Annotated in this window: 14 protein-coding genes; 5 read left to right on the top strand and 9 right to left on the bottom strand. The window is 68.9% G+C overall.

All coding sequences use genetic code 11. From position 1 onward, the window contains the following. Nucleotides 1-28: 28 nt before the first annotated feature. Nucleotides 29-2,092: a TonB-dependent copper receptor gene (locus ACGHX3_RS17360; protein WP_213605329.1), complete on the top strand. Its 2,064-nt coding sequence runs from the start codon at nt 29-31 to the stop codon at nt 2,090-2,092. Nucleotides 2,093-2,331: 239 nt separating this feature from the next. Here ACGHX3_RS17360 and ACGHX3_RS17355 read toward each other — a convergent pair whose 3' ends face one another. The 5 genes from ACGHX3_RS17355 to ACGHX3_RS17335 are packed head-to-tail and all read right to left on the bottom strand — an operon-like array spanning nt 2,332 to nt 5,633. Continuing rightward, nucleotides 2,332-3,567 (bottom strand): hypothetical protein, encoded by a 1,236-nt coding sequence (locus ACGHX3_RS17355; protein ID WP_394695713.1) that lies wholly within the window; start codon nt 3,565-3,567, stop codon nt 2,332-2,334. Then, nucleotides 3,564-3,830 carry a DUF2249 domain-containing protein gene (locus ACGHX3_RS17350; RefSeq protein WP_162339248.1) on the bottom strand — a complete coding sequence of 89 codons (267 nt, stop codon included), beginning with the start codon at nt 3,828-3,830 and terminating at the stop codon, nt 3,564-3,566. Before ACGHX3_RS17350 ends, ACGHX3_RS17355 begins: the two co-directional genes overlap by 4 nt. Continuing rightward, nucleotides 3,815-3,964: a hypothetical protein gene (locus ACGHX3_RS17345; protein ID WP_213605327.1), complete on the bottom strand. Its 150-nt coding sequence runs from the start codon at nt 3,962-3,964 to the stop codon at nt 3,815-3,817. Before ACGHX3_RS17345 ends, ACGHX3_RS17350 begins: the two co-directional genes overlap by 16 nt. A 5-nt stretch (nt 3,965-3,969) precedes the next feature. Further along, on the bottom strand, nt 3,970-4,371 hold the full coding sequence (locus ACGHX3_RS17340) for a SirB2 family protein (RefSeq protein WP_213605326.1): 402 nt from the start codon (nt 4,369-4,371) through the stop codon (nt 3,970-3,972). A 5-nt stretch (nt 4,372-4,376) separates the two neighbouring features. Next, nucleotides 4,377-5,633, bottom strand: coding sequence for an NnrS family protein (locus ACGHX3_RS17335; RefSeq protein ID WP_394695712.1), 1,257 nt, complete (start codon nt 5,631-5,633; stop codon nt 4,377-4,379). A gap of 170 nt (nt 5,634-5,803) precedes the next feature. On the opposite strand from ACGHX3_RS17335, the gene ACGHX3_RS17330 reads away from it, so the two are divergent. After that, complete coding sequence (locus ACGHX3_RS17330; RefSeq protein ID WP_213605324.1) at nt 5,804-6,052, top strand: hypothetical protein; 249 nt, start codon at nt 5,804-5,806, stop codon at nt 6,050-6,052. 336 nt (nt 6,053-6,388) lie between these two features. On the opposite strand, the gene ACGHX3_RS17325 is transcribed toward ACGHX3_RS17330, so the two are convergent. The 4 genes from ACGHX3_RS17325 to hemN form a co-directional block, all read right to left on the bottom strand. After that, entirely contained in the window at nt 6,389-7,201 is an 813-nt protein-coding gene (locus ACGHX3_RS17325) for a restriction endonuclease (RefSeq protein WP_213605323.1), read from the bottom strand. 330 nt (nt 7,202-7,531) lie between these two features. Then, nucleotides 7,532-9,805: a nitric-oxide reductase large subunit gene (locus tag ACGHX3_RS17320; protein ID WP_213605322.1), complete on the bottom strand. Its 2,274-nt coding sequence runs from the start codon at nt 9,803-9,805 to the stop codon at nt 7,532-7,534. A 182-nt stretch (nt 9,806-9,987) separates the two neighbouring features. Next, the gene (locus ACGHX3_RS17315; protein ID WP_162339255.1) at nt 9,988-10,743 is read right to left on the bottom strand and encodes a helix-turn-helix domain-containing protein; all 756 of its coding nucleotides are present in this window, start codon (nt 10,741-10,743) and stop codon (nt 9,988-9,990) included. A 19-nt stretch (nt 10,744-10,762) separates the two neighbouring features. Beyond that, on the bottom strand, nt 10,763-12,160 hold the full coding sequence (gene hemN / locus ACGHX3_RS17310) for an oxygen-independent coproporphyrinogen III oxidase (protein ID WP_394695711.1): 1,398 nt from the start codon (nt 12,158-12,160) through the stop codon (nt 10,763-10,765). A gap of 171 nt (nt 12,161-12,331) precedes the next feature. Between hemN and ACGHX3_RS17305 the strand changes: the two genes are divergently transcribed. From ACGHX3_RS17305 to ACGHX3_RS17295, 3 genes are all read left to right on the top strand, one after another. Beyond that, a complete protein-coding gene (locus ACGHX3_RS17305; protein WP_213605320.1) occupies nt 12,332-13,576 on the top strand; it encodes a molybdopterin molybdotransferase MoeA in 1,245 nt (414 codons plus the stop codon). Beyond that, the gene (locus ACGHX3_RS17300; RefSeq protein ID WP_213605319.1) at nt 13,573-14,133 is read left to right on the top strand and encodes a molybdenum cofactor guanylyltransferase; all 561 of its coding nucleotides are present in this window, start codon (nt 13,573-13,575) and stop codon (nt 14,131-14,133) included. Before ACGHX3_RS17305 ends, ACGHX3_RS17300 begins: the two co-directional genes overlap by 4 nt. A 99-nt stretch (nt 14,134-14,232) precedes the next feature. Next, nucleotides 14,233-14,403 (top strand): periplasmic nitrate reductase, NapE protein, encoded by a 171-nt coding sequence (locus ACGHX3_RS17295; RefSeq protein WP_213605318.1) that lies wholly within the window; start codon nt 14,233-14,235, stop codon nt 14,401-14,403. Nucleotide 14,404: the final 1 nt, after the last annotated feature.

The raw sequence follows: 14,404 nt of genomic DNA, 5'->3' as shown, positions 1-14,404 counted from the left end.
ATGGCGGCATCACACGAGGAGAGGCGTCATGAACCGTCATCTGTTGACCGTCGCCCTGCTGGGCGCACTCGCGAACATGCCACTGGCGCACGCGGACGATGCGCACGTCGCGATGCATGCCGACACGATGGCGACGACCACGCTGGACGGCATCGTCGTGGTCGGTGTCGCACCCGCGATGGCGACCACCTTCATCACCGACCCCAAGCTGCCGCGCCAGCCGGTACCGGCCAGCGACGGTGCGGACTACTTGAAGACCATCCCCGGCTTCGCCACGCTGCGCAGCGGCGGCACCAACGGCGATCCGGTGCTGCGCGGCATGTTCGGCTCGCGCATCAACCTGATGACCAACGACGGCGCGATGAGCGGCGCCTGCCCGTCGCGCATGGACAATGCGCTGTCCTACATCGCGCCGGAAACCTACGACCGCCTGATCGTCATCAAGGGGCCGCAGACGGTGCTGTGGGGCGGCGGTGCATCCGCCGGCACGGTGCGCTTCGAGCGCGAAATCCCGTACTTCGCCGAGCCCGGCGTGCAGGCCTCCGGCAGCGCGCTGGTCGGCAGCGGCAACCGCAACGACCAGGTGCTCGACATCAGCGCCGGTACGCCGCGCGGCTATGCGCGCGTATCCGCCAACCGCTCCGAAGCCGACGACTACGAGGACGGCAACGGCGACGTGGTGCCGTCAGCATGGAAGAAGTGGAACGCCGACGCCGCGCTGGGCTGGACGCCGGACGAGGACACGGTACTGGAACTTAGCGCTGGCACCGGCGACGCGCAGGCGCGCTATGCCGGTCGTGGCATGGATGGCGCGCAGTTCAGGCGCGACAGCCTGGGCGTGCGCTTCGAGAAGAAGCGCATCGGCGGCGTGCTCGATGCCGTGGTGGCCAACGTCTACCAGAACGACGTGGATCACGTGATGGACAACTACACGCTGCGCGATCCGGACCCGACCGGCAGCATGCCCAGGCCGATGGCCAGCAACGTGGCCCACCGCACGCGCGGCGGTCGTGTGGCGACCACGTGGCAGGCGGATCGGTGGGAAGTGACCGCTGGTGCCGATCTGCGTGCGAGCCGGCACAGCCAGCGCAGTGCGTCGGGTCGTGGTGCCTACCGCGCGCTGCCGTGGACGGTCGATGCGAAGTTCCAGACCTGGGGCGTGTTCGCCGAGTCGCATTGGCACATCACCGACACCCATCACCTGATGAGCGGCGTGCGCCTCGATCGCGCCAAGGTGGAGGACCTGCGCCTGCGTACCGGAGGCATGATGCCGATGCCGAATCCCACCGCCGGCATGGCGCGCGAAGACACGCTGCCCAGTGCCTTCGTGCGCTACGAGTACGACATGGGCGGCCGCTGGGGCGCCTACGCCGGTATCGGCCACACCCAGCGGATGCCCGACTACTGGGAACTGTTCTCGCCGACGCGCGGCCCGGCCGGCGCAGCGAACGCCTTCGCCGGCGTGCAGCCCGAACGCACCACGCAGCTCGACATCGGCGTGCAGTACAAGGGCAGCAAGGTCGATGCCTGGGCCTCGCTGTACGCCGGGCGCGTGCAGGACTTCATCCTGTTCGACTACGCCCGCGGGATGATGGGCAGCACCACGCAGGCGCACAACGTCGACGCCGCCATCCGCGGCGGCGAGGCCGGTGTCGACTGGCGGCCCGCCGACGGCTGGAAGCTGTCCGGTGCACTGTCGTACGCCTGGGGCGAGGTGCGCGACACGGGCACCGCGCTGCCGCAGATGCCCCCGCTGGAGGCGCGCCTGTCCGCCAGTCGCGAGCAGGGCGCGTGGACGTGGGGCGCGCTGTGGCGCGTGGCGGCATCGCAGGATCGCGTCAGCACGAGCCAGGGCAACATCGTCGGCCGCGACCTCGGGCCGAGTGCCGGCTTCGCGGTGTTCTCGCTCAATGGCGGCTACCGGTTCAGCGATGCGGTGCAGCTCACGGCCGGCATCGACAACCTGTTCGACCGCGCCTACAGCGAGCACCTCAACCTGGGTGGCAACAGCGCGTTCGGCTATCCGGCCGATCCGGTGCGCATCGGCGAGCCGGGCCGCACCGCCTGGGTGAAGCTCAACCTGCGCTACTGACGCGAGGGAGTCGGCGGGGGAACCGTCGCAGGAAGCAGCCCCATGCAGTTCGCCGTGGCCCCTACGCCGTTCGCCGTGATCCCTCTGCCGTTCGTGGTGAGCCTGTCGAACCACGCTTTTCAAGCGGAAGCAGGGCGGCCATGGCTGCTCTGATCTATCGCAAAGAGCGTGGTTCGACAGGCTCACCACGAACGGGGTCTGTTGTTCAGAATCTCCCGTGTGCGAGCAGCGCTGGCGAATCAGCCATCGTCGCGCTGCCACGTCGTCGCCTGGCGCCAGCAGCGCCGTTGCCCGTGCAGGCTCACCGCATAGGCGAGCGCGACCGCGAAGCCCGCGGTGCGGGTGAGGACAGGGGCGAGCGTGACCATCATCAGCAGTGCGCCAGCGATGACATGCACGGCGAACGCGCGCCGCTTGTCCGCTTCTTCGAACAGGCTGCCCACGCCCGGCACGCGGATGCCGCGCGGCACGCGCTGGCGCAGCGCGATCCAGGTGAGGAAGGCGGTGATCTCCAGCGCCATGCCAACCATCAGCAGCGGCAGGCCGACGCCGAGGACCAGCGTGCTGACCAGCAACAACGACGTGCCGGACCACATGGCGGTGACGCTTGCGGCAAGCAGGGCTGTGCAGCCCGCTTGCCAGAACCGGCGCAACGTGGGATTGCGGCGATGCGGTGCGCGTGCCTGCAATACGAACGCGGCAATGCCGAAGACGGCGAAGGGCCATGCCGCCACGCGCCACGCAGCATCGGGCAGTAGCCTCACCTGTGCGGCAGCCACGATGCCGAGGGTTGCCAGCAGGCTCGCCTGCCAAATGCGTGACGCCACGGGCGACACTGCATGCGTGCCCTGCAGCATCGGCAGCGTGATGCTGCTCACGGCGGCCAGCAGGCCCAGGATCCAGCCCAGCGTGCCGAACACCGCATGCAGATCCACCAGACCAGGTGGCGCGGGCACACGCCATCCAGTGCGCGCTGCGAGCAGCACCAGCCCGAGGAACGTCGTGGCCACCAGCGCGATCAGCGCCAGGCCGATGCCGTCACGGACCACGCGCTCGCCGTTCCCGCGCGCCACTGCGACCAGCGCGAGCGTCGCGAACATCACCAGCGACACGCCGAGCAGTCCACCCGCAGGCCATGCCAACGCGCGCAGCTGCCATGCCAGCGTGGCCAGCAACGCCATCAGCCCCACGTTGAACGCACCGTGCAGCCACGGCACGCATCGTGCGCACGGCAATGGGCTTCCCGCGGCCACCGGCAGGAACTGCACCAGGCTGCCCAGCATCCCGTTGCCGAGCAGGCCCAGCGTCAGCATGTGCACGAGCACCAGCGTGGCCGGCGTCCAGCGCGACAGCACGACGGCGTCGCCGTGCCACGCCAGCCACAGGCCCGCCACGATGCCCCAGGCCAATGCCGTGGACAGGAAGCGTATCGGCAGCGCCGGTGACGGCGCCCGCGCGAAGGCGAGGCCGCTCATGCCGCGCGCGGCGGATGCAGGGCGTCCCGGTCCTCGGCGTGGCAGATGGCGATGCAGGCGGTTCCGGTGGCCGCGGCATACACGTGGTAGGCGAAGCCGCCCTCATCGAGGATCGGCAGCAGCGGCACCGGCGGGCGAGGTGTCAGCGCCACCAGCCGTTCGCCGCGCCGCAGGGTGCAGAGGCTGTCGAGGATGCGCTCCATCGGTTCCGGTGCAGGCAGGTCGCGCAGGTCCAGTCGCAGCAGGGTCAGCTCATGCGCCACGCATCGACCTCCGCATCGTCGGCGACCTGCGCGCACGCGAGCGACACCCCGGCTGCATCCAGCGACTCGCGCACACAGCAGGCGCAGGTGCCGAAGGTCTCGGGCAGCATCGCGGTGTCGAACGTGCTGTCCATGTCCGTCAGCCGGTCAGCCACAGCAGCCATCCCCGGGGATCGTGCGCCCGCGCGATGCCGTACACCTGCAGGAAACACAGCAGGGCGGCCGTCACCAGGCCCGCACGTGCACCGACGCTCCACGAGGGACGGAACGCCGCGATGCCGAGGCCGACGTAGGCGACCACGAACACGATCTTCGCCACCAGCCAGCCGTTGGCGAACAGCCCCGCCGGCAGGATCGTCAGCAGCATCATCGCGCCGGTCAGCAGCACGGTGTCGATGGTGTAGCTGGTGTAACGCACCAGCGCCGCGCGTGGCCAGCGCATGCCGGCGAGCAGGCCGAGCGCGCGCAGAGCGAACAGCGTGCCGCTGGTCATCGCCGCCGCCACGTGGACCAGCTTGATGTCGGGATAGAAGGTCATCATGGCGCTCATCCCGGCCGCCCATCCGCGCGCGGACTCAGGTAGATGCCGCCGATGCGCCCCACCCAGGGCGCCAGTGCCAGCAGCCAGCCGACGGCGGCGGCGGCCTGCCACGCCATCGCATCCGGCGCGAGGTCGGCGACGATGCGCATCACGGCGACCACCTGGATGGCGACGAACGCGAACCACGCCACCTTCGTCATCGCCAGCGGTCGCCCGGAGTGGCCCTGCGTCACGCGCGTGACCATGGCCACCAGCAGGCTGCCGAAGAAGCCGACGAACATCGCATGCATCGGCGCACGTCCGAGGATGAACTCGTCCGTCGCCAGGAACGTCACGCTCTGCACCACGTACAGCAGGAAGGTGATCGGCAGCCAGGCCGTGCCGATGAACAGCACCGCCAGCAGCCCCGGCATGCGCCCGCGCGGCCACCAGCGATGCACCGCCCACGCGGTCAGCACCAGCAGCGGCACGTCGGCCAGCCACAGCCACGCGTAGGCATGCACCAGTTCCAGGCCGAGGTGCGCCATCAGCAACGCCCACACCGCGCCCAGCCACCGCAGCGATCGCCACGGCACATAGCCCGGCACCACGTTGCCGGCGAAGAACGGGAACATGCGGTGCGCCACCGTCACGTAGACCGGCAGCAGCAACCCGAAGCCGCCCAGCTTGATGCTGGCGAACGCCCATGTCGGCGATGCGAACAGCGCAAAGGCGATGAACATCGCCAGCCCCAGCCAGCCCAGCAACAGGCCGGCGAAGCACGAGCGCGCATGCCAGGTCGTCGCGGTGTCGTCGGCAAGCAGGCGGCCCAGCGTCAGCAGTGCCGCGGTCCAGCCGGCGAGTGCCATCCACAGGCCGACGGTCAGTCCCGCCTGCCAGCCGGCCACGCCCAGCAGGATCGCCAGCTGTCCGCCCATCAGGCCCAGACCGACCGGCACGTAATGCCAGCGCTTCAGGTCGGGCATGCCCATCCAGCGCGGGAACACGGTCAGCAGGAAGCCGAAGATGAAGCTCGGCAGCACCAGGTACTGCATCAGGAACGCATGCAGCCAACCCGCATAGATCGGCGTCTCGGGCATCGTCCACAGGCCCCAGCGCGTGGCGACCAGCCACAGCGTCCACCACAGCATCGCCAGCAGCACGTTGCCGGCGCCGATGAAGAACATCAGCCGGTGCGGCGCATGCGCGAGCCATGCGGGCGAGGGGCCGGGCAACGGGACGGCGGTGCGGGAGCGGGGCGGGGCGACGATGTCGATCTTCATGCGGCCAGCGTGCGCGCGGGCGCGCGGCATCGCCTTGACGTGGATCAGGCGGGCGACGATTCGTCGCCCGCGATGGCCTTGATCCGGGTCAAGGCCGGCCGGGCGGTCAGCGCCTACAGTCGCGCCATCCGCGCAACCGCGCGCCGACCACGACGAACACAGGAAGCCCGATGTCCGACCACCCCGCCCACTCCACCTCCGAACAACGCCAGCAGGCCATGACCGAGGCGCTGCGCGCCTGGGACCCGGAAGCCGAAGTCACCCTGGAATCCGGCACCGGCCGTCTGATGGTGATGACCACGCTGCCGACCGAGCGCGTGGTCGCGATCCTCAAGGACGTCGGTGAACACGCCGAAGCCGGCGACGCCGAACCGCGCGGCCACAAGGCCGGGCAGTGCTGCGGTGGGTGTTCGCACTGATCAGCGCAGGATCGTGAAGCCTTCCGGCGCCACGTCCGGCGTCCGGCACCAATCGCTGTCAGAACGTCGCGCGAGGCCGTAGCAAGTGGCCGGGGAAAAGCCAAAGGCCGCACCCGGGGGAAGCGCTTGCTTGGGCTGTGCTGGCCCATAAACCTTCGCTCATTTCAAAAGAAACGCCTCTCGAACCGGGCCAAGTTCGGGCTTCATATTGACAACGGTAAACATGGAGATGGCCGGCTGTGCGACCTGGCAATCATTGAATCCACCGTCTTTCAAAAGAAGGATGCCTTTCTCCTTTTGCCGCTGGTTGAAGCGCTCAACGACACGTGGATGGCCTCACCGCGTTCCCCTGCATACCGGAAACGCCGGGCACCCCCAGAACCCTTCGCCCGTGCGCCGATTGTTCCTGCGCACCATGGGCGTATCGCAGTGCGGACAGGACGGCGCGGAAGAGTCCCGCAATCCCTCTGCGCCGAGCACTGGCTCGACCTTTGCCTGCATGCCTTCTGCAGCACCACCTGTACGCTGCGCACCCCGGATCATCGCCAGCAAGGCGGGCCCATCGATCAGTTCAATCGGTTTGCCATCCGCAAACCGCGCCGCATCCGGCGTGAATCCCCCCAGTGCCGCGATGCGCACTTCATCCGCACGGTGATGCGCCAGCAACCCGTACATTTCGCGCACCACGCTGACCGGTACACGCTCGCGCCGCCACTGCTTGCACTGCACCAGGATGCGCCGGCCCTCGCGGCGCAGCACCAGATCGATACCGCCATCGGCGCCCCCCAGGCCCGTTTCTTCCACGGCGTAGCCGCGGCGGCGGAACGCCTCGCCCACCAACCGCTCGAAATCGCGCCAACCCAGGGTGGTCACGCTGTCCAGGCCGGTGCGCGTATCCAGCAACCGGCGCTTGCGCCGCGCATCGAAGAACGACATGCCGGCCGCGATCACGCACAGGCCGAGGAAGGCCCACGCCAGCGGCAGGAATGGATTGGAATCCCGGTAGGCGACGCCCATCGCACTGTCGCGTGCGAACAGCAGCGGGATGCCGTGTGCGATGGCTATATAGCCGATGCCCCCTACACATAGCCCGACAGGCCAAGGCAGCGCAGCAAGATTGTCGATGAAACCGCGATGACCACGTCCCATGTGGCTTCCCTTCTCACCCCGTGAGGGACCATAACGCGATCAGCGGGGCCGCGCACCATCGGCTCTGCGCCGTTCGTCGGGAATCGGCATGTTCGTGCATGCGCGCGTCGAGTGAGGGATGTGGACGTTGCGCCGGGAGAGCTTCCGGACGCACGTGGGTCTGCAGCTTCGGTGCCCCTCATCCGGCCTTCGGCCACCTTCTCCCCGTGAACGGGGAGAAGGATTCCCCCTCCTATGCCTGCGAAAAAAAGAGAGCCGCTGTCGCGGCTCTCTTGCTGCAACCCGCAGCAGGTGGCCCGGCCTCCCCACCCGGAGGGGCCGGTTCCAGGGTCAGGCTTCGTTCGCTTGTGCGACCGGCAGGGGCTCGCGGCGCGGGGACAGCCACAGGCTGACCACGAACCACACCAGCGACAGGGCGCCCACGCTGAAGAGCGTGTCGGCCGGAACGCGCATCCACACCAGCATGTCCACGATCGGCTGCTGCATGAACTCCGCCGAGCGCGCGAACCAGTAACCGTGCTCCAGCGCCGCGTTGAGCTGCAGGATGCCCAGCGGCAACAGCGTCAGCAGCGACATGCCGCCCAGGCCGATGTTGAGCGACCAGAACGCGGTCTTCAGCAGCTTCTCGTTCCACACCACGTCCGGCTTCAGACCGCGCAGGCAGAACAGCATCAGGCCGATGCCGAGCATGCCGTACACGCCGAACAGCGCCGTGTGGCCGTGGTTCGGGGTCAGGTTCAGGCCCTGCATGTAGTACAGCGGCAGCGGCGGATTGATCAGGAAGCCGAACAGGCCCGCGCCCACCAGGTTCCAGAACGCCACCGCGATGAAGAACATGATCGGCCAGCGGTAACGCTGCATCCACGGCGTGGCCTTGCCCATCTTCCAGCTGTGGTAGGCCTCGAAGCCCACGTAGGCCAGCGGTACCACTTCCAATGCGGAGAAGCTCGCGCCGATGGCGATTACCGCCGTCGGCGTGCCGGTGAAGTACAGGTGGTGCAGCGTGCCCAGCACGCCGCCGGCCATGAACACGATGGTCGCGAACAGCACCGCGACCGTGGCGCTCTTCGTCTGCAGCAGGCCCAGGCGGGTGAACAGGAAGGCGATCACCGCCACCGCGAAGACCTCGAAGAAGCCCTCCACCCACAGGTGCACGACCCACCAGCGCCAGTACTCGACCATCGACAGGTGCGTGTGCTCGCCCCACATCAGGCCGGCCGCATAGAACAGGCCGATGGCGACGGTGGACAGGAACAGCAGGCTGACGATGCTGCGCGATTCGCCGCCATGGCGGATTGCCGGCCACAGCGCACGGCCCACCAGCACCAGCCACAGGGTCAGGCCGACGAACAGGAACCATTGCCAGAAGCGGCCGAGGTCGACGTATTCCCAGCCCTGGTGGCCGAACCAGAAGTTGTGCTCCAGCCCCAGCTTCTGCATCACCGCGAACCACTGACCGGTGAACGCACCGACCACGATGATCAGCAGGCATGTCCACAGGAAATTGACGCCCACCCTCTGGAATCTCGGCTCATGTCCGGAGATCGCCGGACCGATGTACAGGCCCATGCCCAGCCATGCGGTCGCGATCCACAGCACCGCGAGTTGCGTATGCCAGGTACGGGTCAGCGAGTACGGCAGGATGTCGGCCAGCGCGAAGCCGTAGGCCTCCTGGCCTTCCACCTGGTAGTGCGCGGTGATCGCGCCCAGCAGGATCTGCACCACGAACAGCGCGATGACCACCCAGAAGTACTTCGCGGTGGCGCGCATCGACGGGGTGATCCTGATCTTCGCGAGCGGATCGGTCTTTGGCAGCACCGGTGCCATCTCGTCGCCGTGGTTGACCGCGTAGTGCCACCCCAGCAGTGCAACGCCGAGGATCAGGAACAGCACGCTGAAGACCGTCCACATGAAGGCGCTCGGTGGCGGCGTGTTGCCGACCAGCTCGTCCGCCGGCCAGTTGGCCGTGTAGCTGATCTCTGCGCCCGGACGCTCGGTCACCGACGACCACGCCGCCCACCAGTAGAACGCGGTCAGCTGGCGGCGATGCTCGGCATCGGGCACGGTGTTGTTGCGCATGGCATACGCCTCGCGCAGCTCGGCGGTCCCCGGGTCGTCGCTGAACAGGTCGGTGTAGTGCGACGCCACCTGCGCGATCGCGAGCGCGCGGTCGTTGCTGACGTGCACGGTGCCCGTGGCTTCGTCATAGGTGTTCGGCCGCAGCAGCTGCTGCACGCGCTTGGCGTAGGCGGCCTGGGTGGCTTCGTCGAGGTGCTTGTAGCTGTCGACGCCGGCGTCGCGCTTGGCCCACAAATCCAGCACGGCCTCGGCTTCGCGGTGCAGCCAGTCGGCGCCCCAGTCGGGCGCGACGTAGCCGCCGTGACCCCAGATGGAGCCCAGCTGCTGGCCACCGATGGACTGCCAGACCTGGCGACCGGTTTCGATGTCCTTGCGCGTATAGACCACCGTGCCGTCGTCGGCGACGACCTGCTCCGGCATGGGTGGCGCCTGGCGGTGTACTTCGCTGCCGACCCAGAGCAGGACGGCGAACGACGCAATGAGCAGGGCCGCCAACCCCACCCACAACTTGCGTGTCGAATTCATGATGCGGCTCTCCTGGAGGAACGGCCGCATCATCGGCGCGCCGGCCGGGGGCCTCCATGACGCAGGTCAAGCCGGCAGGGAATAGTCGGCGTTGCCTCGTGGGAGCGACGTCAGTCGCGATCGTGTGCAGCTCCCGAAGGACAGGCTTGCGACTGACGTCGCTCCCACGCCGGCAGCCACGCTCACTCCCGCAGCACGGTCAGCGCGAGGGCTTCCAGGCGGGGCAGGTCGAGGATCTCGACGTCGCGCTGCTTGATGTGCAGCAGGCCGTCCTTTTCGAACCGGCGCAGCACGCGGCTGACCGTTTCCGGCGCCTGGCGCAGGTAGTTGGCGATGTCGGTGCGTGCCATCGTCAGCTGGAACCGGCGCGGCGAGAAGCCGCGCGCGGCCAGCCGTCGCGACAGGCCGATCAGGAACGCGGCCATGCGCTCGTCGGCGGTGTTGTCACGCGCGAACAGCGAGGCCACGCCGATGTCGTGGCTCATCAGCTTGAACAGGTGCTGCTGCAGGTTGGGCAGGCGGGTGGCCAGCATCGCGATCTTGGGGAACGAGAAGCGGCACAGCATCACCGTATCCAGCGCGATGGCGTTGCATGGGTACCGGTCGCCGTGGATCGCGTTGAGGCCGATCACTTCGCCGGGCAGGTGGAAGCCGAGGACCTGTTCGTGCCCGTTGCGGTCGATCTGGTAGGTCTTCACCGTACCGGCGCGCACCGCGGCGATGGCGCCGAACGGATCGCCCTCGCGGAACACGTGTTCGCCCGCTCGCAGTGGACCGACGTGTTCGACCAGCACGTGCAGGTCCATCAACGCGCGCTTGTCCATGCCCTCGGAGAGGCAGGCCTGCGAGAACGCACAGGTGGAACAGAAGGTCAGCGAATCGCCGTCGTCGGCGACGATGCTCGCGTCGGTGCGCGGAAAGACCAGCGGCGAGGTCATGCGGACACTCCCGGGAGGATCAGACCGTGCGCGAGAAGCGAGGCGTCGAGGCTGCGGTGGTGGGCAGGTAGCGGTCGAAGCACATCGCGATGATACGCAACAGCAGGCGTCCCCGCGAGGTCGCACGCAGGCCGTCGGTGGCCAGCTGCACCAGGCCATCGTCCTGCAGCGGGCGCAAGCGTTGCAGCGCATCGGCGAAGTACGTCGTGAAATCGATCACGTGGCGACGGCCGAGGTCGCAGTAGTCCAGCGTGCCGTGGCACATCAGCTGCTGGATGACGTCGGCGCGGATCACGTCGTCCTCCTCCAGCCGCATGCCGCGCCAGACAGGCAGATGGCCCTGGTCGATCGCCTGTTCCCAGCTGCCGAGGTCGCGCGGGTTCTGGCTGAAGCTGGGGCCGATGTGGCTGATCGCGCTGACGCCCAGGCCGACCAGATCGCTCTCGGCATGCGTCGTGTAGCCCATGAAGTTGCGGTGCAGGCCACCGCGCTGCTGCGCGATGGCCAGGCTGTCGCTGGGCAGGGCGAAGTGGTCCATGCCGATGTAGACGTAGCCCGCCTCGCCCAGCTTGTCGATCGCGCACTGCAGCAGACCCAGTTTGTCTTCCGGCGCCGGCAGTTCGTCGGCATTGATGCGCTGCTGCGGGCGGAACAGCGACGGCATGTGCGCGTAGCTGTAGATCGCCAGCCGGTCGGGCCGCGCGTCGAGGGTGATGTCGAGCGTGCGCGAGAAGCCGGCCAGGGTCTGCTTCGGCAGGCCGTAGATCAGGTCGACGTTGACCGACTGCAGGCCGTGCGTACGGCAGGCGTCGATGATCGCCATCGTCTGCTCGACGCTCTGGATGCGGTTCACCGCGCGCTGCACCTCGGGATCGAAGTCCTGCACGCCCAGGCTGGCGCGATTGAAGCCGGCGGCGGCGAGTTCGCCGATGTCGTCCGGGGTGACGAAGCGCGGATCCAGCTCGATCGAGCAGTCCAGCCGCGATGCCGGTGCGAACGAGTAGTGCCGGCGCAGCACGTCCATCGCTTCGGTGATCTGCGCCGGCGACAGGAAGTTCGGCGTGCCGCCGCCGAAGTGCACCTGCTCCACGTCGCGGTCGCGGTCGAACAGCGCCGAGCTCATCGCCACCTCGCGGTAGAGGCGGGTGAGGTAGGACGCACCGCGTGCGGTGTCGCGGGTGATGATGCGGTTGCAGCCGCAGTAGAAGCACGGGCTGGTGCAGAACGGGATGTGCAGGTACAGCGACAGCGGTCGCGGGATCGGGTCGCCGTTGCTGATCGCGGCCATCGCGCGCAGGTCGGGCTCGTCGAAGTCCGGCGAGAACTGCGGCGCGGTGGGGTACGAGGTGTAGCGCGGCCCCGGCGTGTCGTAGCGCCGCAGCAGGTCGGGGTCGAAAAGGGAGGACAGGCTGGCCATGGGAGCAGCCTAGGCAGGTCGCGCCGCGCTGTCCTTGACATGGGTCAATCGGGTGCGGCACGCCGCCGCAGGCTTCAGCGGCGTGAAGGCGCGTCCGTCCGCCACGATTGGCAAGCGCATGGGGCCGCACTAGGCTGGTGCCCGCCGTGAGGCCAGGGACGAGGAGGCAGGGTGATCGGGTACCACGACGCGGTGGCACGACTGACGGACGGCGCGGTCCTGCGCGGCACGCAGGCGCTCGCGCCCGGCGACGCGCTCGGCCGCGTGCTGGCCGCGGCGATCGTCAGCGACCTGGCGCTGCCGCCTTTCGACAATGCGGCACTGGATGGCGTGGCGCTCGCGACCGGCGGCATGCCGGTGCCGGATGGGCGGGCGTGGGAGATCGGCGCGCGCATCGGCGCCGGCGAGCCTGCGCCGCAGGATGACGCGTTGGCGTGGGAGATCATGACCGGTGCCCCGTTGCCGGCGCGCGCCGATACGGTCGTTCCGGTGGAGCGGATCGAGGCGTTGCCTGCGTCGGCCTCGGGCGCGTCGCGGATACGCGTGCTGGGCGAGGTGGCGGCCGGCGTGAACATCCGTCGCCGCGGCGAAGACGTGATGCCGGGGCAGTCCGTGTTGCCGGCCGGACACGTGCTCGATGCTGCCTCACTGATGCTGATCGCCGGCCTGGGCATCGACCGGATCCCGGTGGCGCGGCGTCCACGCGTGGCCGTGCTGGCGACGGGCCGCGAGATCGTCGCGGCGGGCGAACGGCTGCCACCGGGTGGCATCCACGATGCGACGTCGCCTTATCTCGCGCTCGCCATCGCCGCCGCCGGTGCCGAGGTGCAGCGCATCGTCCGCGTGGGCGACGACGTGGCCGCGTTCCAGGCCGCGCTGGATGCCGCACTCGCCGAGGACGTCGACCTGGTGCTCAGCACGGGCGCAGTGTCGAAGGGCTGTTACGACTTCGTGCCGTCCGCGCTGGGCGCGCGGGGCGCCGAGATCCTCTTCCACGGCGTGGCGATCCGCCCGGGCAAGCCGGTGCTCGCCGCGCGGCTGCGCGACGGGCCGCTGTTCGTCGGCCTGCCGGGCAATCCGCTGTCGACGGCGGTGGGATTCCGCTTCCTTGTCGAACCACTGGTGCGCGCTTGGCTGGGTTTGCCGCCGGAAACGCCGCACTGGTTGCCGCTCGCCGACGACTGCCGCTCGCGTACCGGGCTGCATGCGGCCTTGCACGGCACGCTGCAGTGCGACCGAGATGGTCGACTGCGCGCGCACGTGGCGCCGGCGCAGGCCTCGTTCCGCCTGCTGCCGTTCTCGCAGGCAAGCGCATGGATCACGCTGCCGGCCGATGTCGGTGAGGTGGTCGCAGGCACGCCGGTGCAGGTGCACGGGTTGAGCCATCTGCGGCCCCCCGCGTGGATGCCGGCGTGAGCCAGCCAATGCCCGCGTGGCGTGCGGTGCTGCTCGCGGGCGGGCGCTCCTCGCGCATGGGCACGGACAAGGCCGTGCTGCCCTGGGGCGACGGCACGTTGCTGACGCATATGCGTGCGTTGCTGCTCACCGCAGGCGCAAGCGAGGTGATCGTCAGCGGTGATCGCCCGGACATCGGCGGCGTGCCCGACGCGACGCCCGATACCGGACCGATGGGCGCACTGGCGCAACTCGCCCCGCGCCTGCGCGACGGCGCATGGATCGTGGTGCCGGTGGACATGCCACTGCTGTCCGCAGACCTGCTGCATGCCTTGCTCGCCGCCGGCGCCACGTGCGCCTGCGTGGAAGGCCACGCCTTGCCGATGCGGCTGCGGATGGACGATCGCCTGCGCGCCGTGATGGAAGACATCGGCCAGCGTTCCGGCCGCGAGCGGTCGTTGCGCGCGCTGCAGCACGGCGTGGAGACGCAGGTCCTGCCCGCAGCACGTTGGTCGCAGGCGTTGCGCAACTGCAACACGCCCGACGACTGGATCGCGCTCGCGCATCCGGCGCCCTGAGTTGCCCTCCCGATGGCAGGCGCCGGGGCAGTCACGTAAATGTGATAGCCTGCGGCCGCAGCATCGTCGCACCCAGTACCCAACCGCAAGGTAGGCATCATGGAGCAGAGCGAAGGAACAGCCGTTGCGAGCAAGAAGCAGGAGCGCGCCGCGTTCCTGTTGCTGACGGCGGTCATCTTTCCGCTGGCGGCCGTGCTGATCGTCTCCGGCTACGGCTTCCTGGTGTGGATGTGGCAGCTGCTGTTCTCCGGGCCGCCGACCGGGCCGTGAG

This window comes from Pseudoxanthomonas japonensis, assembly GCF_043632995.1.
Taxonomy (GTDB): domain Bacteria; phylum Pseudomonadota; class Gammaproteobacteria; order Xanthomonadales; family Xanthomonadaceae; genus Pseudoxanthomonas_A; species Pseudoxanthomonas_A japonensis.
This window is presented reverse-complemented; position numbering and strand designations above follow the sequence as displayed.

Bases quoted from the DNA above. Each gene is read 5' to 3' on its own strand.
- ACGHX3_RS17360 (WP_213605329.1), top strand. From the start codon at position 29: ATGAACCGTCATCTGTTGACCGTCGCCCTGCTGGGCGCACTCGCGAAC.
- ACGHX3_RS17355 (WP_394695713.1), bottom strand. From the start codon at position 3,567: ATGAGCGGCCTCGCCTTCGCGCGGGCGCCGTCACCGGCGCTGCCGATA.
- ACGHX3_RS17345 (WP_213605327.1), bottom strand. From the start codon at position 3,964: ATGGACAGCACGTTCGACACCGCGATGCTGCCCGAGACCTTCGGCACC.
- ACGHX3_RS17340 (WP_213605326.1), bottom strand. From the start codon at position 4,371: ATGATGACCTTCTATCCCGACATCAAGCTGGTCCACGTGGCGGCGGCG.
- ACGHX3_RS17335 (WP_394695712.1), bottom strand. From the start codon at position 5,633: ATGAAGATCGACATCGTCGCCCCGCCCCGCTCCCGCACCGCCGTCCCG.
- ACGHX3_RS17330 (WP_213605324.1), top strand. From the start codon at position 5,804: ATGTCCGACCACCCCGCCCACTCCACCTCCGAACAACGCCAGCAGGCC.
- ACGHX3_RS17325 (WP_213605323.1), bottom strand. From the start codon at position 7,201: ATGGGACGTGGTCATCGCGGTTTCATCGACAATCTTGCTGCGCTGCCT.
- ACGHX3_RS17320 (WP_213605322.1), bottom strand. From the start codon at position 9,805: ATGAATTCGACACGCAAGTTGTGGGTGGGGTTGGCGGCCCTGCTCATT.
- ACGHX3_RS17315 (WP_162339255.1), bottom strand. From the start codon at position 10,743: ATGACCTCGCCGCTGGTCTTTCCGCGCACCGACGCGAGCATCGTCGCC.
- hemN (WP_394695711.1), bottom strand. From the start codon at position 12,160: ATGGCCAGCCTGTCCTCCCTTTTCGACCCCGACCTGCTGCGGCGCTAC.
- ACGHX3_RS17295 (WP_213605318.1), top strand. From the start codon at position 14,233: ATGGAGCAGAGCGAAGGAACAGCCGTTGCGAGCAAGAAGCAGGAGCGC.